Source organism: Herbaspirillum lusitanum (assembly GCF_026127345.1).
Taxonomy (GTDB): domain Bacteria; phylum Pseudomonadota; class Gammaproteobacteria; order Burkholderiales; family Burkholderiaceae_D; genus Herbaspirillum; species Herbaspirillum lusitanum.
In genome coordinates this window covers 1-20,905 of record NZ_QXFG01000011.1, presented here as the reverse complement: position 1 = coordinate 20,905, position 20,905 = coordinate 1, and the positions used below count along the sequence as shown (strand labels likewise).

At 57.7% G+C, this 20,905-nt stretch carries 19 protein-coding genes; 6 read left to right on the top strand and 13 right to left on the bottom strand.

The genetic code is table 11. The annotated features are described in order from the left end of the window. Positions 1 to 125: 125 nt before the first annotated feature. Genes DXT88_RS17320 through DXT88_RS17310 form a run of 3 tightly spaced genes read left to right on the top strand, consistent with a single transcriptional unit; the run spans position 126 to position 3,710 of the window. Positions 126 to 1,016, top strand: a complete 891-nt coding sequence (locus tag DXT88_RS17320; protein ID WP_265215292.1) for a branched-chain amino acid ABC transporter permease — start codon at positions 126 to 128, stop codon at positions 1,014 to 1,016. Between the two features lie 5 nt (positions 1,017 to 1,021). Further along, the gene (locus DXT88_RS17315) at positions 1,022 to 2,980 is read left to right on the top strand and encodes a branched-chain amino acid ABC transporter ATP-binding protein/permease (protein WP_029363403.1); all 1,959 of its coding nucleotides are present in this window, start codon (positions 1,022 to 1,024) and stop codon (positions 2,978 to 2,980) included. 1 nt (position 2,981) lies between these two features. Next, positions 2,982 to 3,710: an ABC transporter ATP-binding protein gene (locus DXT88_RS17310; protein WP_265215289.1), complete on the top strand. Its 729-nt coding sequence runs from the start codon at positions 2,982 to 2,984 to the stop codon at positions 3,708 to 3,710. Positions 3,711 to 4,149: 439 nt separating this feature from the next. On the opposite strand, the gene DXT88_RS17305 is transcribed toward DXT88_RS17310, so the two are convergent. The 12 genes from DXT88_RS17305 to coxB form a co-directional block, all read right to left on the bottom strand. Beyond that, positions 4,150 to 4,554: a hypothetical protein gene (locus DXT88_RS17305; RefSeq protein ID WP_265215287.1), complete on the bottom strand. Its 405-nt coding sequence runs from the start codon at positions 4,552 to 4,554 to the stop codon at positions 4,150 to 4,152. Between the two features lie 171 nt (positions 4,555 to 4,725). After that, positions 4,726 to 5,238, bottom strand: a complete 513-nt coding sequence (locus tag DXT88_RS17300; protein WP_265215285.1) for a ferritin-like domain-containing protein — start codon at positions 5,236 to 5,238, stop codon at positions 4,726 to 4,728. Between the two features lie 71 nt (positions 5,239 to 5,309). Then, positions 5,310 to 5,798, bottom strand: a complete 489-nt coding sequence (locus DXT88_RS17295; RefSeq protein ID WP_029363405.1) for a YciE/YciF ferroxidase family protein — start codon at positions 5,796 to 5,798, stop codon at positions 5,310 to 5,312. A gap of 98 nt (positions 5,799 to 5,896) precedes the next feature. Beyond that, on the bottom strand, positions 5,897 to 6,823 hold the full coding sequence (locus tag DXT88_RS17290; RefSeq protein WP_016834077.1) for a manganese catalase family protein: 927 nt from the start codon (positions 6,821 to 6,823) through the stop codon (positions 5,897 to 5,899). Positions 6,824 to 6,949: 126 nt separating this feature from the next. Then, positions 6,950 to 7,159 carry a KGG domain-containing protein gene (locus tag DXT88_RS17285; RefSeq protein WP_016833239.1) on the bottom strand — a complete coding sequence of 70 codons (210 nt, stop codon included), beginning with the start codon at positions 7,157 to 7,159 and terminating at the stop codon, positions 6,950 to 6,952. Positions 7,160 to 7,393: 234 nt separating this feature from the next. Further along, positions 7,394 to 8,311, bottom strand: a complete 918-nt coding sequence (locus DXT88_RS17280; RefSeq protein WP_265215282.1) for a ZIP family metal transporter — start codon at positions 8,309 to 8,311, stop codon at positions 7,394 to 7,396. 771 nt (positions 8,312 to 9,082) lie between these two features. After that, the gene (locus tag DXT88_RS17275; RefSeq protein WP_265215280.1) at positions 9,083 to 9,922 is read right to left on the bottom strand and encodes a c-type cytochrome; all 840 of its coding nucleotides are present in this window, start codon (positions 9,920 to 9,922) and stop codon (positions 9,083 to 9,085) included. 31 nt (positions 9,923 to 9,953) lie between these two features. Next, entirely contained in the window at positions 9,954 to 10,325 is a 372-nt protein-coding gene (locus DXT88_RS17270) for a c-type cytochrome (protein ID WP_265215278.1), read from the bottom strand. Further along, positions 10,322 to 11,233: a cytochrome c oxidase assembly protein gene (locus tag DXT88_RS17265; RefSeq protein WP_265215276.1), complete on the bottom strand. Its 912-nt coding sequence runs from the start codon at positions 11,231 to 11,233 to the stop codon at positions 10,322 to 10,324. The genes DXT88_RS17270 and DXT88_RS17265 overlap by 4 nt, the downstream gene beginning before the upstream one ends. 43 nt (positions 11,234 to 11,276) lie before the next feature. Then, the gene (locus tag DXT88_RS17260) at positions 11,277 to 11,795 is read right to left on the bottom strand and encodes a cytochrome c oxidase subunit 3 (RefSeq protein WP_265215366.1); all 519 of its coding nucleotides are present in this window, start codon (positions 11,793 to 11,795) and stop codon (positions 11,277 to 11,279) included. Between the two features lie 128 nt (positions 11,796 to 11,923). Then, on the bottom strand, positions 11,924 to 13,855 hold the full coding sequence (gene ctaD / locus DXT88_RS17255; protein ID WP_265215275.1) for a cytochrome c oxidase subunit I: 1,932 nt from the start codon (positions 13,853 to 13,855) through the stop codon (positions 11,924 to 11,926). Then, positions 13,852 to 14,841 (bottom strand): cytochrome c oxidase subunit II, encoded by a 990-nt coding sequence (coxB, locus tag DXT88_RS17250; protein ID WP_265215273.1) that lies wholly within the window; start codon positions 14,839 to 14,841, stop codon positions 13,852 to 13,854. The genes ctaD and coxB overlap by 4 nt, the downstream gene beginning before the upstream one ends. A gap of 328 nt (positions 14,842 to 15,169) precedes the next feature. Between coxB and DXT88_RS17245 the strand changes: the two genes are divergently transcribed. From DXT88_RS17245 to DXT88_RS17235, 3 genes are all read left to right on the top strand, one after another. Then, positions 15,170 to 15,343 (top strand): hypothetical protein, encoded by a 174-nt coding sequence (locus DXT88_RS17245; protein ID WP_157137823.1) that lies wholly within the window; start codon positions 15,170 to 15,172, stop codon positions 15,341 to 15,343. A gap of 122 nt (positions 15,344 to 15,465) precedes the next feature. Then, positions 15,466 to 18,048, top strand: coding sequence for a DNA ligase D (gene ligD / locus DXT88_RS17240; protein WP_265215271.1), 2,583 nt, complete (start codon positions 15,466 to 15,468; stop codon positions 18,046 to 18,048). Between the two features lie 2 nt (positions 18,049 to 18,050). Beyond that, complete coding sequence (locus DXT88_RS17235; protein WP_265215269.1) at positions 18,051 to 20,366, top strand: FdhF/YdeP family oxidoreductase; 2,316 nt, start codon at positions 18,051 to 18,053, stop codon at positions 20,364 to 20,366. An 86-nt stretch (positions 20,367 to 20,452) separates the two neighbouring features. Here DXT88_RS17235 and DXT88_RS17230 read toward each other — a convergent pair. After that, the coding region (locus DXT88_RS17230) for a DDE-type integrase/transposase/recombinase (RefSeq protein ID WP_265215267.1) at positions 20,453 to 20,905 on the bottom strand (453 nt) is incomplete at its 5' end.

The window sequence follows — 20,905 nt, the reverse complement described above, 5'->3', positions numbered from 1 at the left end:
ATGCGTACTTGTACGCATATGCATAAGCAGGCCCGGGTTGCATAATTCCTCACCGCCATACGACGCAAAAGATCCCGGCGCACTCAACCCGCCATTCAATGGCAGCCGCTTCTTGGGTAGAAATAATGGATATTCTGTTACAGCTGGTTTTCAGCGGCATCGCGCTAGGCATGATCTACGCGGTGATCGCCTTCGGTTATCAATTGACCTTCGCCACCTCCGGCACACTGAACTTCGGCCAGGGCGAGGCATTGATGCTCGGTTCGCTGGTCGGCCTGTCCGTGGTCGGCAACATACACGGCGGTCCCTATCTCAACTACTGGCTGATGATCCCGATCGTGCTGGTCTTCGGCGCGCTGCAAGGCGTCTTCGTCGAATGGATCGGCGTGCGTCCGGCCATCAAGATCAAGTCCGAATTCGGCTGGATCATGTCGACCATTGCGCTGGCGATCATCTTCAAGAACGTCGCGGAAAACATCTGGGGCAAGGACGACTTGCCGTTCCCGAGCCCGCTGTCGGGTTCTCCGTTCCAGATCTTCGGCGCCAACGTGCAACCGATGCAGGTGCTGGTGGTGGTCGGCGCGCTGGCCATCATGCTCGCCGTCGAGCTGTTCAACCGCAAGTCGATCTACGGCAAGGCCGTGGTCGCCACCTCCAACGACCGTGACGCCGCCGGCCTGATGGGCATCAACACCAGCGTGGTGATCACCTTCTCCTACGCCTTGTCTTCGGCAACCGCCGCCTTCGCCGGCGTGCTGGTGGCGCCGCTGACACTGACCGGTGCAACCATGGGTGCAGCGCTTGGCCTCAAGGCATTCGCCGTGGCCATCATCGGCGGCCTGACCTCGGGCATGGGAGCCATTGTCGGCGGCCTGATCCTCGGCATCGCTGAAACCGTCACGGGGTTCTACATCTCGACCGGCTACAAGGAAGTCCCCGGACTGCTCCTGCTGTTGCTCGTGCTGGCTGTAAAACCTGCAGGCCTGTTTGGCAAAACCGCGATCAAAAAGGTCTGATGAACATGAACAAGAAAATCCTTCTTCTTTCGATCCTGGGCATCGCCGCGCTCGCGGTGCTGCCTCTCTTCGTGCGCAATCCCTACTATCTGCATCTGGTGGAAACCATCCTGATCTACGCCATCCTGTTGTTCGGGCTGGATATCGTGGTCGGCTACACCGGCCAGGTTTCGCTGGGTCACGCCGGCCTGTTCGGCATCGGTTCGTATACCGCGGGCGTGCTGTACTTCAAGCTCGGTTTGCCGTTCCTGCTGATCCTGCCGGCCAGCATCGGCGTCACTGCGGTCTTCGGCGCAGTGCTGGCCTTGCCGGCCTTGCGCGTGACGGGTCCTTACCTGGCGATGGTCACGCTGGCCTTCGGCACCATCATCCAGATTCTCATCAATGAAATGACTTTCCTCACCGAAGGTCCGATGGGCATCAAGGTGCCGAAGCCGAGTTTCGGCGGAACCAAGCTCGACGAAGTCGAATTCTTCTACGTCGTCGCCGTGCTCATGGTGCTGTCGCTGATCGTGGTCCATCGCATTCTGCGCTCCAACCTCGGCCGCGCCTTCCAGGCGCTGCGCGACAGCCCGATCGCCTCGGACTGCATGGGCGTGTCGGTGTACCGCTACAAGGTCTACGCCTTCGTCATCAGCGCCGCGCTGGCCGGTTTGTCGGGTTGCCTGTACGCGTATTCGGAAGAGTACATCTCGCCCAATACCTACAACTTCGAACTGACCATCCTGTTCCTGCTGGCGGTCATCATGGGCGGCCGCAAGTCGCGCATCGGTTCGCTCATCGGCGCGCTGATCGTGGTCATGCTGCCCAGCCTGCTGTCGGACATCGAACTGTTCCGCCAGATCGCCACCGTGGCTGCCGTGATCGTCGTCCTCGGCGCCATCGGCTCGGTCGTCAAGAAGATCAAGACGCCACGCGAAATCGCCGTGCCGGTGGTCGCCACCGTGCTCATGGCCGGCTTCTCCTACAAGCTGGAAAACATCACCGACTGGCGCCTCACCATCTTCGGCCTGATGACGCTGTTCGTGGTCTATTACCTGCAAGACGGCATCGTCGGTTTCTGCCGTGCCATGTTCGGCCGCATGCTCAGCAAGCGTGTTCCGCTGGCGCAGCAAATCGCCGGCGACAAGACTGCCGCCGTCATCACCAACGATGCGGTCAAGGAAGTCGGCGCAACCCTGCTCAAGGTCAACCAGGTGCTGATGCAGTTCGGCGGCCTGAAAGCCCTCAACAAGGTCGACCTCGACGTCCGCAAAGGTACCGTGCACGGCCTGATCGGCCCCAACGGTTCCGGCAAGAGCACCATGATGAACGTGCTCACCGGCATCTACCGTCCGACTGACGGCGCGGTGGAATACGACGGCCGCACCATCACCGGCCAGCCGCCGTCGCTGATCGCCCTAGGCGGCGTGGCGCGCACTTTCCAGAACGTCCAGCTGTTCGGCGAAATGTCCGCCACTGAAAACGTCCTGGTCGGCCTGCACCACACCTTCCGCAGCAACGTCGCCGACGTCATGGTGCACAGCCCGCGCTACCTGCGCGAAGAGCGCGCCGCACGCGAACGCGCCGCCGCGATTCTCGAGTTCGTCGGCCTCGCCGATCTTGCCAACGAAGAAGCGCGCAACCTGCCGTACGGCAAACAGCGCCTGCTCGAAATCGGTCGCGCACTGGGCCTCAATCCGAGCCTGTTGCTGCTCGACGAACCGGCCGCCGGCCTCACCGCGCCCGACATCAAGGAGCTGGTCGCCATCATTCGCAAGATCCGCGATGTCGGCATCACCATCATCCTGATCGAGCATCACATGGACGTCGTCATGTCGATCTGCGACACCGTCACCGTGCTCGACTTCGGCCAGAAGATCGCCGAAGGCAAGCCGGCCGCAGTGCAGGCTGATCCCAAGGTGATCGAAGCCTATCTCGGCGGCAGCGCCGGCGACGCCACACCTACCACCGCGGGAGCTTGAGATGTTGACGATTTCGAATTTGCAGGCCGCTTACGGCAAGGTTGAAGTGCTGCACGGTATTTCGATGGAAGTGCCGAAAGGCAAAGTGGTCACCCTGATCGGCTCCAACGGCGCCGGCAAAACCACCACCATGCGCGCCATCTCCGGCATGATCAAGCCCAAGGGAGGCACCGTCACCCTGGGCGGCAAGGACGTCACCGGCCAGGACTCGCACAAGATCGCGCGCGCCGGTCTCGCCCATTCGCCCGAAGGCCGCCGCGTCTTCGCCACCATGAGCGTCACCGACAACCTGTTGCTGGGCGCGTTCCCGCGCTTCACCCGGGCGCGTCCCAAGGGCGATATCGCTCACGACCTGGAACGTGCATTGGAGTTGTTCCCGCGTCTCAAGGAACGTCAGACGCAACTGGCCGGCACGCTGTCCGGCGGCGAGCAGCAGATGCTCGCCATGGCGCGCGCCGTGATGCTCAACCCGGAAGTGATCCTGCTCGACGAACCATCGATGGGACTCGCGCCCATCCTGGTCGAAGAGGTGTTTCGCATCATCTTGCGTTTGAAGGAACAGGGGATCACGATGCTGCTGGTGGAACAATTCGCCGCTGCGGCATTGAACGTCGCCGACTACGGCTACGTACTGGAAAACGGCAAGATTTCCGTACACGGCCCGGCCGACAAACTGCAGAACGACCCCGCGGTGCAAGCAGCATATCTCGGCGGTGGTGCTGCACATTAGTTTTTGGAATGAGTTCTCGTGTTCCGGCACCCGCTGCATCGGTGCCGGAGCATGACTACCGAAAAGCCGATGGCCGACCGAAACTACGGCTTCATCGCAGTGGATAACGGCTAAGGATGCCAGCTGATCAGGCCGGTTGCTCAGTATGTTTTTGAGTTTCCGCGCGTTGAATTGCCTTGCGCTGCATTACGTGTTTTCTCTATTGCTTCTTTCCGTGCTGCTTCCGAGTCCAGCTCTTCGCGCAGGACGGTCTTTGAAGCCGAACCGCTCGATGCAGGTTGGGTAGGATTTCTGTCACGCGATACGGCCGGTTTCGGTGTCGGCGGACCTGTTGCTGTTCTTTTCATAGACGCCTCATCAATCTGAGCCGAGGTTTTTGGAAATGCTGCGGCGTGGCGAAGAAAGGAACCGCCGGGTCAGCCCGGCAGCTCCTGATAGATTAGCGTCCGGTGCCGCCTGCGCCGCTCGAACCTGCGCCACCGGAGCCGCCGGAACCACTGGAGCCACCGCTCGAACCGCCGGAACCGGAACCGGTGCCTGTACCGCCGGACCCGCTCGTACCCATGCCCGAGTTGGAACCGCTGGAACCGGCACCGGAACTTCCGCCATTCATCGAGCCGCTGCCCGAACTGCTATCGGATCCGGAGGATTGACCGCCTGTCGTCGAGGTGCTGTTGCGGCGCTGCTTGCCGTTTTTCGATTGGCTGCTGCCACTGGCGCCGCCACTGGTCGTGCTGCTGGCTCCAGTTCCGCCGCTACCTGTAGCCGTCGATAAACCCGTCTGTGCGTATGCAGTCGTGGCAAAGGCGCTGACGATAAGCAGAGTGATAAGTTTGTGTTTCATTATTGTCTCCTTAAGTAATGAGCCCTTACGTGGCCCGATAAAAAACGAAAAATGGATTGGTTCAGCGACATCAGCGTGAGAGGCAACGCCACTGCCGGAACCTGGTAAAGAACTTACGGCAATCCCCGATACGGACATGTACGGGCATGCCGCATTGACGGTAGGGACAGGTCAAACTTTTGCCGTGACATCCGGAATCTCCGAGCGCGCCAAAAATTGCTTGGTGACCGACGGTAAATGCGCCAACAGCCATTCGGCCATGGCGCGTTCTTCCTGGATGATCTGCTCGCAGGCGCGCTGAGTTTCTGCATCGCCCGCTTGCTCCGCCGCCGCGATCAGCACGGTGTAGGTCGCAATCTCGACGTTCTCAAAGACATACCCGGCGATGGCGCCTTTGACCACTTCATCGGTCATGGCCATTCCTCCCATCGCTTGGCCGAAAGCCATCAGTTTTCCACCGATATCTTTCAGCATGGAAGGTGAGCCGCCCAGACGCTTGATGCAGTTGTCGAGCAAGGCCTGCTGCCCCAGCGTCTCTTCGATGTGCTGCTCAATCCGGGCTTTCAGTTCGGGATAATGTTCGATACGCTCGGCTTGCGCCTTGAGCATATGCTCTGCCTGCTGCTCCATCGCATGGGCATCGCGGAGCCAGTCGAGGAGATTCTCGTTGGGGGACGTAGTCATTGGTTGCCTCGTAGTCAGATTGAACGGAAGTTTGAAAAGAAGGACTTGTCGAGCGTTGATGCATTCATGGCTTATGCGCCGTTTTCCGCCATCTCCTGTTCGGCGATGTCGGTTAGCTTCTTGTCGGTCGCTTTCTCTTCCTCAAGCGTTTCCAAGAGCAATTTGAGCGCCTCGTCATAGCCCAGCTTTTTCGCCAGCGCGGCGAGCGTGCCATAGGTGGCGATCTCGTAGTGCTCTACCTTTTGAGCGGCGCCGATAAGAGCCGCGTCAAGTACTGGCCCCTTTTCGATCTCGTCGATCTGCTCCTGACCTTCTTCCACCAATCCTTCCATCGCGACGCATTTGATACGTTTGAGCCGCAACTCCGAGGCCTGTACGACGCGATCGATGCGTTCGATCTGGCCATTGGTCTCTTCCAGATGCGTCTCGAAGGCTTGCTTCAATTGCGGGGACGTCGACGCGCGTGCCAATTTCGGCAATGCTTTGGTCAACTGTTTTTCTGCGCTATAGACATCCGACAGACTGTGAATAAAAAGATCTTTCAGGGTTTTTGCAGTCATCTCATTCTCCATTGATGGGAAGCAGTGTCCAGCTTGAGCTTGATATCGGTCGGTGGACCAGAAATCGCGTGATCAGCCGCTTCGAAAATTGCTAAAGTTCAAGCGGATGGGGGCGGCTCCTTTGCCGCTGCGACCTTTTCCGCATCGGTGCCTCCCGGTCCCATTCCCAGTTCGGCGCCTGTAAGGGGATCGCCGGTTTGCGCGGAGGCGGTACGCACTGCCATTTGCGCCACAACGGCGCTTTCCTCGCTACCGAGTTCCACCGTGGCGTCACCGCCTTTGCCGTCGACATTGAGCTGCTCGTCAGGGTCAGAGACGAAGTCCCATTTTTCCCCTTGGTTCCACGGGCCTCGCTCTTCACCGGGGCCGCGCGAGAGGTTGTAATACACGCTTGCAAACCGAGGATCTCCGGCCGCTTTCCCTGGTGGGAAATTGGGAGAAATAGCGTAGAGGGCCTTTTCAAATGATTTTTGATGCGCGATTTCACGCGTCATCAAAAAACCGAGTGCTTCTTTGACACCAGGATCCGAAGTTAAATTGATCAGGCGCTCATAAACGATTTTGGCGCGCGCCTCGGCGGCGATATTGGAACGGAGGTCGGCAGTCGGTTCGCCGATCGTGTCGATGTAGGCTGCGCTCCAGGGCACTCCTGCCGAATTGACCAAAGGGGCACCGCCGCCGTACAAGACTTGCGTTAAGTGGCTGTCATTTCCCGCACCAGTAATAGAGCGGTAAATTTCAGCTTCTTCTTCCACGCCCTCGGCAAGACGGCCCTTGGCGCCCTTGTTGAGCATCACAACGATGTTGCCGATGACTTCCAGATGGCTGAGCTCCTCGGTGGCGATATCAAACAACATGTCCTTGCGACCGGGGTCGTCTTCCGATAGCGCTTGGGTGAAGTATCGGCATGCAGCGGCAAGCTCACCTTGAGGGCCGCCGAATTGTTCTAGCATCAGGTTGGCAAGGCCGGGATTGGTTTCGCTGACACGCACGGTGTACTGCAGTCTTTTATTGTGGGCGAACATAACTTCTCCTTTACATGGGAGCGCGTGGAGGGGACGGCTGAGCAGTACCGGACGTAGAGTTCGGTTCGTGAATTGGGCCGCATGCCGGAAACCTGGGCATGCGGCCTGTCAGCCTGCGGCTAAGGATTAGCGGGACTGATTGTTGCCACCGCCGCCATGGCTGTTTTGGCCACCCTTGCGGCCAGCTTCACGTGCTTCCTCGGAACTGAATTCATGTCCGGTTCCTTTTTCGTGGGAAGCCTTGCCGCCTTCACTTGCGATTTCACGTTGCTTCTCGGGATCCATCGAAGCGAAGCCGCGGTTACTGGTGCTACCTTGGTTTTGTTGATCAGCCATTGTGTTTCTCCTTAAGGGGGTTAAGTGAAAAACCAGGACGTTCTGCAAACCTGGTGAGACAGATCGTAAATAGTTTTGCCGAGTATCGGCATCGGAGCATTTCCACTCTTCAGGTCGGCGCACACTGGCGAGGATGACAGCGTCGCTGAAGACGAGCTTGCGCTCTCGGTCGAAAAAGAACGCGAGAATGCGGGGCATGGGACATGGGGCATGGGGACATGGGACGGCGCCAAATTACAGAGCGGTATCGAGCAGCATCATCAAGATGAAACCGCCAACAATGCTGCAGCTACAGGCAAGATGATGACCATCGCGATGCGCTTCAGGGATCACGTCATGCGCGATGACAAACAGCATGGCGCCGGCCGCGCCTGCCAAACCCCAAGGCAACCAGAGTTCCGAGGTGCTGACAACGGCCGCAGCAAGCACTGCTGCAAGCGGTTCAACCACGCCGGAAAGAACGCCCATACTGATCGCCATGCCTTTGCGATAGCCGACGCTGCGCAGGGCTGTCGCAACCACCAGACCTTCCGGAATATCCTGGATGGCTATGCCCGCTGCGAGCGTATTGGCTTGTGAATGGGCGATGCCGGCGTAGCCGACGCCAATGGCCATGCCTTCCGGTATATTGTGCAAGGCCACGGCAAGCACAAACAACCATGCCTTGCGTGTAACTGAGGTGTCCGTGTCGCTGTGTAAGCCGGGGATGGCGATCGATCCCCAGCGGTCCAGCACGAGAACGAATCCTGCTCCCAAGAGTACGCCCAGCGCAACCTGAGCGCTGGATTCCCAGCGTGGCACGCCATGCGACTGCATGGCCTCAAGTGCCGGAATGATCAGGGAGAAAGTGGATGCCGCCAACATGACGCCGGCCCCAAAGCCAAGAAAGCTGGCGGAGGCGCATCGCGAAAAACCTTTTGACAGTGCGACAGGAATTGTCCCGGAGGCCGTGGCCAATGCCGCGGCTGCACCGCCGAGCAGTGCTCCGCGTAAAGGCGGTGTGCCTTGAAGCCAAACCGCCACCCCTCCCAGCAGGCAAAGAAAAAGAATGCCGACGGTAATATGCTCTACGGTCGGCATTTCAGACGACGCATCGGAAGTCGTCGCCGATGGTTGTAGAAGTGGCGGTTGCGGCTTGTGGATTTTTGGCATCGAAGTCCCTTCGGCTGGCTTTTGCATCAGCCAGAGGCGACTTTCTGCGAACGCCGTTTTAAGTTAAGTTTGCGGTTGCTCTTGCTACGTTGTTGCCTGGGGAATGCGAACGGCGGCGAAACGACAGACTGTCGTTGTCGTTAATCTTCGTCGTACCTTATCGCTTACTACCGTTCGGCGCGCTCGTATTTACACCGCTGCCGCCAGAGCCGGCGTTGCCAGTGTGGTTCGTTTGGTTCTGAGCCGATGGTCCGGAACCGGTATTGCCTCCGTTACCGCCCGACGAGGAACCGCCGACGCTGGACGACCCGCTGGCCGAGCCGCCGCTGCCGCCACCGTTCATGCCGCCCGTGCCGTTGGCGCCGAAGGATGTGCCTGTACCGCTTGCACCGGAACCTCGTTCGCCGCCGCTTAGGGCGCCGCGATTGACGGCGCCGTCATCTTGTTTTTTTGGCGCTGGACGCCCAGTGATACTTGAACCGGGACCTTTGCCTGATCCGGACGACTGAGCGCCGGCGCTTGTCAGGTATCCGATGCTGAGCATCAGCACAAGCAGACGTAAGCATGTTTTCATATCGATTTTCGTTCGGTGGCGGCGGTTTGTAAAAAAGGGCCTGTCCATATTTTTACTCCCTGGGTCTATGGTGTGTCTGGTGTCCGGTACAAATAGTGAGCGCGCACTTTGGAAATGAATATCAGCGGAGGGCTCAATTGAAAGTAGGACCCGGCTGACGGAGGAGCTGCGTCGCTCATGCGCTGCGACCCTTGAAGTTATTTCTTCAGCGAGCGCAGATATGCCGCCATGTCCTCGGCATCTTGCTGCGTCACCTCGAGATCAGGCATGGCGCTGTCCGGTTTAATTGCTTTGGGAGCGCGTATCCAGCGCACCAGATTTTCGTTCGTATTCGGTAAATAGCCGGCGATATAGCTGTGTCCATTGAGTCCCTGTAACGCGGGACCGACCTGAACTTGCGAGCCGCTGACCCCGGGAATGACGTGGCATGACCGGCAGCCATATTGGGCAAGTGCATTACGGCCACGCTCGAGGTTTTTCGAGGGGGCGGCATTTTCGGAGCGTAGCAGGGGTTCTGAGTTTTCTGGCGTAGCGGGGACGGCCTTGGCCGGCGAGGTTTCAGGAAGATATTGCAGATAGGCCACCAGCGCCCAGGTCTCGGCATCGCTCAGATGAAATTCCCACGCCGGCATACCGCTCATCTTGATGCCGTTACGGATAATCCAGTGCAGTTCATTGGGCTTCCAGCGACGTCGGGCCGCAGTCAAAGGACCGGGTACCGGTTGCATGCTGCGTCCCATCCTGTCGGGCGCGAGGCCGGGGGCGCCATGGCAGGCCAGGCAATAACTTCGGTATAAACCGGCACCCTGGCTGCGGAGCTCCTGCGTAAGCGGCGGCACCCTAGTCCCCGCGGCGTGATTCTGCACCGAGCGCCGCATGGAGAATTCCAGCAAGGTGTAGACCGGCTGCCAGTGTTGAACGGCGGCGCCGACGTTGTACCAGCCGCTCCAGATGACTACGCCCGCCCCGAGCATGAGCAGCAGGGCGCACGCCAGCATGGTCGTCACAACCAGCCGAAGCGACGTCAGCGGTCTCATCGTTGGTTTCCTTTCGGGGACAATGTGGTTGCTATTGTGCATAGAGATAGGCCGCCATATCTCGTGCATCCTTCTCGGTCACGCCAAGCTCAGGCATTGCCGTTCCGGGACTGAGGCTGCGCGGATGCACCAGCCAGCGCACCATGTTTTGTTGAGTATTCGGAAGGATCCCGGCCAGATAACTGTAGTCGGCGACGGAACGCAGATCAGGCCCAACCTGGTTTTGACCAGGTGCGACGTCCTTGATGCGATGACACGCGGCGCAACCGTAAGTCGCCAGAAGATACTGTCCCCGGACTTGGTCGCCGGCTACACTTCCAGCCTCCACTGCCGGTGCATTTTGCTTGCAGCCCGTCGCCAGCAGACAGCACAGCAGGCATGCAAGAGAAAAAAATTCTTTCATCGCGCGTGCTCCGATAATGCCGGTGGTGATCGCAACCACTGTGCACACAGCATCAGTCCTGCAATGACATAGGCCAGTCCACCTGGAACCCACATGATCAAACCTCCAAGTTGCTGGTCTTCCAATGTGCTTAGCCCCAGCGAACTGAATTGCTGACGGTATGGCGCATACCAGACGGTCGTGGACATGGCAAACAAGGCGCCCAGCGCCCCGGTGTGCATCATGGTGGTAAACAAGTAGAGAATTGCAGCGCCGCGTTGATTGTCGCGATGCAATTCGCCAAGTACACCCCACCAGAATAAAAGCGCAGAGAAGAGAAAGCTCGCATGTTGCAGGGCATGGATGCCGTCGTTACGCAGGGCGGCATCGAATAGCGGCGGAGCATGCCATAGCCACAGCGCGGCAAAGTGCAAGACCCAGGCATGCAAAGGGGCGGTGAGTGCTCGCCAGCACCGTGCGACAACCGGACGATTGCCGGCCCTGCCCAATACATGACGCGCAGGCCGATTCCACGCCCACATCCACGTTCCGAACGGATAGCTCAGTACCAGCAGGGGGGCGGCGACGATCATCAACAATTCATGTTGAATCATATGCATTGCAAACGACGTGGTGCCCATCGTATCTACCGGCGACAATAAAGCAGCAGCCAGCGCCAGCCACCCCAGCAAGAAAAAAGTGCCGCGTCGCACAAGGGCGCTGCGCCCTTTGTTCGAGCGTCGCCACAGCCGGGCGGCGCCGATGACATACAGTAACAAGGATGCCGCCAGGCAGCCGTCGACCAGCAGCTCCAGCGCCAACGAGCTTGCTGTTGAGGGCACGCGGGCAATCGGATGCGCCATGGCGACGGCGCCGGTCATCAACACCGTCCCCGCCAGGAATCGCAAAATGAAGGCACGTAAAATCATGCTCGTCGGTCTCCTCGTTTCCTTGTCTCCTGGGCGCTATTGGCTAAAGTCGTGCGCCGCCATAAATCACTGCATAGATGGCAACCCAGCTGATGACGACAAAATACCAATAAGCCGCGTTTTCACTGACGTCGACAAAGCGCTTGGCTTCCACGGGACCGGTGAAAAAAAGAACCGTCAGCACCAGCGTGCTGTAGGTGTCGGTAATCAGATGGGTAGTGTGCAGCCCCAGTAACATCCATGTCACTGAGCCGTAAGCGTTGTCGCTCCACTTGACGTTGAGCGAGGCGAACTCGCCGACGCGGCCGCCCAGGAAAAGCAGCGAGAAAACCATGCAAATGCAAAGTCCGATCCGGACTTTTCGAAGGTCGAATTGCTTGGCGGCCTCGTTAGTCCACCAATTGGGCACGCAACTGAGCAGCATGAGCAAGGTATTCAGCGTCCCCCACATCAGGTCGGGCGGAATGCCGCCGTCCGGCCACTGATCCGATTGACTGCGCAGATAGAAATAGCTCATGACGCCAAGCGCGAAGACCGTGCCTTCTACCAGTACCATGCCCATGGTGCCCCACCAGGTAGTGCTGCGAGGACCGAACGCAAAGGTGGGAAGAGCACTGATATCAAGTGCGGCGCCTTGTTGCACCGCCTGTTTTGCAGGCTTGGCTGAGTGATGTGTATCGCCGCTCATGATCATGGTCGCACTTCGGTGGAGGTACGTGCGGCGGTACGGGCTTTCCTCGGCCAGAACCACAAGGTCGTCGTGATCGCCACCGGGATCGCTCCCCATACCACCGCCCAGGGTGTGAATATCGATCCGATAAACAAGACCGTTAATGCAACGGCTGAGAGAAACGGCCACGGCGACGGCGGCGGCAACCAGAAGCGGTGGTCCGGCTGTGCTTCTACTGCCGAAGTGATCAATACTTCCCGATCGGTGTTTGACAGGCCGGTGACATAAGACGGTTGTGCAGGCGGCGACCAGAGGGGTTCGTTGGCATGCACGACGGGAACCGCAACGAAATTGCCTGCAGGCGGCGGCGACGGCACGCTCCATTCCAGCGTTCCCGCACCCCAGGGATCAGGGCCGGCCGATTCGCCGCGACGCAGGCTGCGCCATACGTTGAACAAAAACATCAGCACGCTCGCCGCAATCATCATTGCACCGATGGTCGACAAAAAATTCAGCGCTCCCCAACCCATTTGTACCGGATAGGTGTAGACCCGGCGAGGCATTCCTTGCAGGCCGAGCATGTGCATCGGGAAAAAACTGACATTGAACCCGATAAAAAATAACCAGAATTGCCAGCGGCCCAGCCGTTCGCCCAGCAAGCGCCCGGTAAATTTCGGGAACCAGTAATAGATGGCGCCAAATAGCGGAAAGACGGCGCCGCCGAGCAAGACATAATGCAAATGCGCGACCACAAAAAACGTGTCGTGTAACTGGAGATCGAGAGGTACAAGCGCCAGCATGATCCCTGTCAATCCGCCCAACAGCAGGATCACAAAAAACGCCAATACAAAAAGCAAAGGCGTGCGCAGAGAGAGCCGACCACTCCATAAAGTGGCGAGCCAGCAAAATATTTGCGACGCTGTCGGCAGCGCAATCAACAAACTTGCGGCGGTAAAGAAGGCTTTTCCGATTTCAGGAAGATTGGTGGCGAACATGTGATGCACCCACAAGCCAAATGCGAGAAAGCCGGTGGCAATCAACGCCAGCACCATCAATGGATAGCCGACAATGGGGCGGCGTGAAAATGTGGCAATGATCTGAGACAAAAAGCCCAGTGGAGGGATAAAGATCAGGTAGACCTCGGGGTGGCCGAAGAACCAGAAAAGATGTTGCCACAGCAAAGCATCACCGCCGTCCCCCGTGCTGTAGAACTGGGTACCGACGAGGCGATCAGTGATGAGCGCAGTACTGCCGAACATCACCGCAGGCATGGCAAACAGCACCATGAATGACGTGACCAGCATCGCCCAGACGAACAAGGGCATGCGCCGCAACGACATGCCGGGAGCACGCATTTTCAGGATGGTGGTGATAATGACGATGGCCTCGATCAGGCCCGACAACTCTGTGAATGTGATCATCTGTGCCCAGAAGTCGACTCCCTTGCCGCTGGAATAGGAAGTCAGCGACAACGGCACATAAGCGAACCAGCCCACGTCGGGACCGCTGCCCACGATAAACGCGGCATACAACATCATCCCGCCGAATACGAAAATCCAATACGCAAACGCATTGAGTAGCGGAAAGGCGACGCTGCGCGCGCCGATCATCAGAGGAATCAAATAGATGGCAATTGCCTGCATGACCGGCACGGCAAAGAGGAACATCATGGTCGTGCCGTGCATGGTGAACAACTGGTTGTACAGCGAGGGGCCGATAACGGTGTTGGCCGGTTGCGCCAGTTGCAGCCGTATCATCAACGCCAGCACACCGCCCAGCAGGAAAAAGACGAACGTCGCGATCATGAAGCGCCGGCTGATCGTTTTGTGATTGACCGCGCATATCCAGCCCCGCCAGCCTGGCGGATCGCGCCAAGTCGCTTCCAGTGCATCAGCTTGCGAGGCCTCAACTGTGACGGCCACGCTGTCTGGGGAAGACGATGCAGACATCATCGCAATGTCTCCATGAAATCGAGCAGGGAGTGCAAATCGTTTGGTGTGAGTGTCGAAGGCGGCATCGCGACACCCGGTTTGATCGCGCGGGCATTGGCGATCCAGCCTGCCAGATGTCCGCGCTGGTTGGGTAGCATCCCGGCCGCGAGTGTTTCGCGCGCGGCCAGATGCGTCAGGTCGGGGCCGAGCGTGCCGGCAGCGGCGGTGCCGCGGATGGTATGGCAAGAGGCGCAGCCATTGGACAAAAATACCCGAAGCCCATGTTTGGCTGACTCGGTTTGTGGCGGCGCGGCAGGACGACGTTGCGACACTGCCCATGCTTCATACTGCTCGGCAGGTTTTGCTATTGCCAGCAATGCCATCAAGGCATGCTGCTCGCCGCAAAATTCAGCACACTGGCCGCGGTAACTGCCAGGAGCATCGGCGCGCAGGCGCAGTGTGGCCGTACGCCCGGGAATCAGGTCGAGCTTGCCATGCAGCGCCGGAATCCATAATGAATGGATAACATCGTCGCTACGCAGATTGATGAGAACCGTGCGGCCGACCGGCAATTGCAATTCGTTAGCGACGATGAAGTCGGGCGCGCCGGCGCTATTGAGGTACGTCGCTTGCCACCACCATTGGTGGCCGGTCAGATCGATGCGCAAGGCATCGTCGGGAAGCAATTGCGACAACTGACGAGCGGTCAGCATATCGACCGCGAATAAGCTACCCAGCCCTGCTGCAGACAAGCCCAGAGCCCACGCGATGGCGATATGGTGAACGCGTTTGGAATGCTGGTTGTGAACGTCGGCTTTGGTGGTTGCGGTACTGCGTGGCGCGCGCCACAGAACGTATAAAAAGACCGTCACGATCAGGAAAAACACGGCTCCGCATAGAACCAGCGTGAGATTCCACAAATTCCAGATCCGCTCCGCCTGGATGCCTTGCGGGTGCAGTACGCTCTGTAGAAATGCACCGGCTGACGTAGTGAATGGAGGTGCCATGGACTGGTCGGGAACGATGAATAATCGGCTGATTTGCAGATAACTGCGATAAAGGGGATCGGAGAACCGATGAATTGGGGATCTGAAAATAGTGACGGCTTACAGCTGCCCCACGCACCAGCATGATGAAAAAAATTATGCGCATAGCTAACTGATCCTGCTGTCGGCGTCACCCGCTTCATTCTGTAAGACAAGCAGACTTGTTGTATCTCTTGCTTCAATTTTTCCTACAACCAATAAAGAGCAAGGCCGACTGGCAGGCGTGGGAGGCAGGTCTATGCTCAGAATGAAACAAGCCACAAGCGCAGCCGCAGACACGGAGTCACAGATGACCGAGCAAATAGACAAGCAAGCAAACCGAGCGTCTGGTGACGCTTCAAGCACTGCAGAGCGGATGGAAGGGGGGCAGGCCTCCAAGGCGCCGTCGAGGATTATTCTCGGGCTCATTGCCTTTCTTCTGGTTGGACTGGCGCTGGTGCTTAAATTATTTGGCGTGATCTGACTATTTAAACTTTCCCCCGGCAATGCGCGTGCACACTATCACAGGATTATTTCTATGTTGTTGCTGACATGGGAAGCCGAATAGTTTTACGGAATGCAGCATGCTTTTAGTTAAGGCAGAAGATGGCTGATTCACTCAAACGTTATCGGGAGAAGCGTGACTTTTCGATCACGCCGGAGCCGGTGGCTCGGGGTGAAAAAATCAAAGGCAGGTTGGCGTTCGTGATCCAGAAGCACTGGGCGCGCCGACTGCACTATGACTTTCGCATTGAACTCAACGGCACAATGAAAAGCTGGGCCGTTCCGAAAGGGCCAAGCTTCGATCCGCACATCAAGCGCATGGCAATGCATGTCGAGGACCACCCGATCTCCTACAACAGCTTTGAAGGCGATATACCTGCCCGGCAGTATGGCGCGGGAAAAGTGATGATCTGGGACAAAGGTACATGGGAACCGATCGGCAATGCGGCTAAAGGCTATGCAGCAGGTCATTTGAAATTCCATCTCTACGGTCACAAATTGGCGGGGACATGGGCGCTGGTGCGCATGAACAAGCGTGAGGGGCGCCAGGATCCGTGGCTTCTGATCAAAGAAAAAGATGAATATGCGCAAGCCGATTCGGCATTCAGCGTGGTGGATGAGCGCCCTGATAGCGTCGCGGCTCTCGATCCGCCGCCCGTGCCGGAACAAACTGCGGTTGCAAGCGGGGAGGCAACACGGCAAGTGGCAAAAAAATCGGCCTTGCCGGAAAAATTCAGCCCGCAGCTGGCAACGCTGGTTGAACACCCACCGACAGAGGCCGGCGAGTGGCTGTATGAACTCAAGTTCGACGGCTACCGGATCCTGACTCGCGTAGAGGGACGCTCGGTGCAACTATGGACGCGCAACGGCAATTGCTGGACCGCGCAGCTTCCTGTACTGGAAAAATCCTTGCAAGACATGAAGTTGCCTGATGGATGGTACGACGGCGAGATCGTCGTGCTCGGTGCGGATGGTTTGCCGGACTTCCAATTACTTCAGCAAGCCTTTGATGGCCGGCATACCAACGATATCGTCTACTACCTTTTCGATGTGGCGTATTGCGGCGGTTACGACATCCGCGACGCACCACTCATTGAGCGTCGCAAGTTGCTGAAAAGTTTGTTCGACGGCGCCGGAGACAAATTGTCCGGCAACATTCGCTTTAGCGACAGCTTTGATGTCGACCCCCACGACATCTTGGCCTCTGCTTGCCGGCTTGGCCTGGAGGGCATGATCGGCAAACGCATCGACTCATCCTATATCCAGCGGCGCAGCCCCGACTGGGTCAAACTGAAATGCGGACAGCGGCAGGAATTCGTGATCGTCGGCCATACAGATCCCCAAGGTTCGCGAGCGGGATTCGGCTCGTTATTGCTTGCAGTGCATGACAAAGACGGCAGGTTACGCTATGCAGGCAATGTCGGCAGCGGCTTCGACGATTCCGGATTGGGGGCTCTCTCCAAGAAGCTACATGCTTTGCACATCAAGGAGGCTCCACTGGAAGGGCCGACCGGCAAGCATCGCAAGGTACATTGGGTCAAGCCGACGCTGGTCGCGGAAATCTCGTTCTCGAACTGGACCGCTGGTGGTCACGTACGCCACGCCGTGTTCCGCGGACTGCGCACTGACAAAAAGCCGGAGGAAATCGTTCGCGAAAAACCGACGTTATTGACCGAGGACGAGCCGCACGAGAAGCTGCACGAAGGACATTCGGGACATGACAGCCTGGTGTCGGAAGGAGAGGACGGTGGTGCGCGTACCGCGTCGCCATCGCCGCTATCGCCGCAATCAACCCTATCCTCGTTTCGAATCACGCATCCTGATCGCATTGTCGACAAAGAACGCGGCACGTCGAAAATCGAGGTGCTGCGCTACTACGCCCTGGTTGCACCGCTGATGATGGAACACTTGAAGGGCCGTCCTGTATCGCTCGTGCGGGCGCCAACGGGCGTGGGTGGCGAACTTTTTTTTCAGAAGCATCTTGAGCAACGCGCGATGGAGGGAATTCGAGCGCTCCCTCAGGCGATAGACCCGGATCATCCTCCTTATCTGGAAGTTGCAGAACCCTTGGGCTTGCTCAGTGCAGCACAGATGAACGTTCTTGAGTTCCATACCTGGAACGGCACGCGGACGTCGCCCACCAAGCCGGATCGTTTCATTTTTGATCTTGATCCCGGTAGCAATGTCAGTTGGGCGGCAGTGCAGGAAGCCGCGACTCTGGTGCGCGGGTTTCTTCAGGAACTCGGCCTTCAAAGCCTGTTGAAGACCAGTGGCGGAAAAGGTCTTCACATTCTTGTCCCACTACGGCGGCAGCACGGGTGGGATACCGTCAAGGATTTCTCGCATGCCATCGCCACGCATCTGGCGCAGACCTTGCCCGAGCGGTTCAGCGCCAAGAGCGGGAGCCGCAATCGTGTCGGCAGGATCTTCCTGGATTACATCCGCAACGGTTTCGGCGCGACGACTGCCTGTGCGTGGTCGCTGCGCGCGCGTCCTGGAATGGGCGTGTCGGTGCCGGTGTCCTGGGATGAACTGGAGAGGCTGCAGAGCGGTTCGCAATGGAACATCTCCAACATTCATACGCGCCTCGACCGGGGCAATGCGCCGTGGAGCAATAACAGTTTTATCAATCAGTCCCTGACGTCTGCGATGCGGGCGCTGGGATTCCGGCCTCAGGAAAGCTAGCCATGCAAAAGGAAGACGATCCACGTAAAGCCCACTTTAAAAAATACAAGAACGCCGCCGGCGGATGGGGATCTGTCCGTGCCCTCAGCTCGATTCTGGGCCGAGAGAGAGTATTGGTAAAAGGCACAAAGGTATTGCTTCAACAAAATAAACCGGATGGGTTTGCCTGTGTGAGTTGTTCGTGGGCGAAACCGGCCGACCCACATGCCTTTGAGTTTTGCGAAAATGGTGCGAAGGCGACTGCGTGGGAGATTACCTCGAAGCGTGCGGATGCCTCCTTATTTGAACGGCATACCGTGCGTGAGCTTGAAGGTTGGAGCGACATGGAACTGGAAGCCGCGGGTCGACTGACAACCCCGCTTCGCTACGAGGCCAGTTCAGACAAATATGTACCGGTTGCATGGGATGACGCCTTTGACGCTATCGCCGCAGATCTTCGGGCAATGGAGCCCGATGGAGTTGTGTTCTACTCGTCAGGAAGGGCTTCACTGGAAGCCTCCTATCTTTACCAGCTGATGGCCAGGATGTATGGCAATAATCATCTGCCGGACAGTTCCAACATGTGCCACGAGTCCACATCGGTAGCGCTTCCAAAAAGTATCGGCGTGCCGGTGGGGACGCTGACATTGGAGGATTTTCAACATACCGATTGCATCCTGTTTTTCGGTCACAATACTGGCACCAATGCGCCACGCATGCTGCATCAGCTTGAGGAGGTGCGCAAACGCGGTGTGCCCATCGTCACCTTTAATCCCATACGGGAGCGCGGTCTGGAAAAATTCGTCAATCCGCAGTCGCCGCTGCAAATGGCGACTCCTGCCCATACCGATGTCAGTACTCAGTATGTGCGCGTCAAGGTCGGCGGCGACATTGCCGCGTTGACCGGCATGATGAAGTGGATTCTCGAAACAGACGACGAGAAACGTATGAACGGAGGCGAACGGATTGTCGACGTCAACTTCATTGCAGAACACACGCAAGGCTTTGACGAATTGGCCGCCGCGATTCGTAAAGTTAACTGGACAGATATCGAAAAAGCCTCCGGTGTCAGTCGTGAAGAGCTGATCCAGGCGGCGAGAACCTACGTTAACGCCAAGGCTGTGATGTTGATGTACGGAATGGGGGTAACCCAGCACCGGGAAGGCGTACAAACGATTCACATGTTAACCAACCTGTTGCTGTTGAGAGGCAACATCGGCAAGCCCGGCGCGGGCATTTGCCCCATACGCGGGCATTCAAATGTTCAGGGCCAACGGACTGTCGGAATCACCGAAAAGCCTGAGCTTGTTCCAATGGATAAACTGAAGGAGCAATACGGATTTGAGCCGCCGTCGAAGAAAGGCTGGAACACGGTGGAAGCTTGTGAAGCAGTGTTGGCAAAGAACGTATCTGCATTTTTCATGTTGGGAGGAAACTTCGTACGCGCTGTCCCGGACCACCGGCGCATAGAGCCGGCGTGGCGAGAAATTCCTCTGACAGTGCAGGTACTTACCAAACTCAATCGCAGCGCGCTGATTCACGGCGAGAAATCTTACTTGCTACCCTGTCTGGGGCGTATCGAAATCGACCGTCAGGCGAGTGGTCCGCAAGCCGTTTCAATGGAAGATAGCACCGGATGCATGCATGGGTCGCGCGGGCAAGTCGAGCCTGCTTCTCCCCAGCTGTTATCTGAAGTGGCGATCATCGGACAGCTGGCAAAACGTCTTCTACCTTTCAACCCCAAAGTGACGTGGCAGACTTGGATGGACGATTATTCGACTATTCGCGACGCCATCGAAATTACTTATCCGAAGATATTCAAAGATTTCAATCGCCGCATGTGGAATCCGGGAGGTTTCGCCAGGCCGATGGGCGCGCGTACACGGCAATGGGAAACACCGAACGGGAAGGCTAATTTTTTTCCGCCAACCTGCCTGGACGCAGATCCCGATATGCTTCCGCCCGGCGGCGACGTTTTGCGGTTAATGACAACACGAGGCGACAGCCAATTTAATACCACCGTATATGGCTTATCCGACCGATTTCGCGGCGTCCACGGAACACGGAAGGTGCTGCTGATGCATCGCGCAGACATTCAGCAGTTGCAGCTTTCAGAGGGGGACATCGTGAAGGCTATATCCGTAGTCCCTCCGGGGGAGGACCATATTGACCGCAGTGTCGGGGGCTTGCGCATCCAGGCTTTCGATATTCCCCGAGGTTGCGTACTGGGCTATTACCCGGAACTCAATCCTTTGATCCCGCTTTCTCACTATGCCAAAGAAAGCAAAGTGCCCGCGGTAAAGTCGGTTCCCATCCGGCTGTTGCGTGACGATCGTTGATTTGTTGGCTTCGATGTTGATTTGCATCGAAAATTGACCCACTTATGGAGTGAACCCCTCGGGCTGGACCAAGGTTGACCGAGAAACTAAGCCGCTTGCCGAGCGAGTTGTGCTTCGAATTGGTTCGGTGATTGATAGCCCAGCGCTGAGTGCATACGCCGTTCGTTGTAAATCTCTTCGATGAAGTATGGCAGCCTGCCGGCCACATCGTCGAATTTCTCATAACCAGCCAGATAGACCTCTTCCACCTTGAGCGTCTTCATGAAGCTCTCCGCCTGCGCGTTGTGATATGGGTTGGCTGGTGCGCTCATCGAACCAATCAGGCCGAATTCTTCCAGCGCCTCTCGGTACAAAGCACTTCCATATTGGCACCCGCGGTCGGTGTGGTGAATGCATGTGTTGGGCGCCGGCTTGCGACTTCTATAAGCCGCCGTCAGCGCGGCCAGGGCCAAGGGCGTGTCGATACGCTTGGATAAGGCGTAGCCAATCACCTTACGACTGCAAGCATCCAGGACAACGGCCAGGTAGATAAAGCCGGA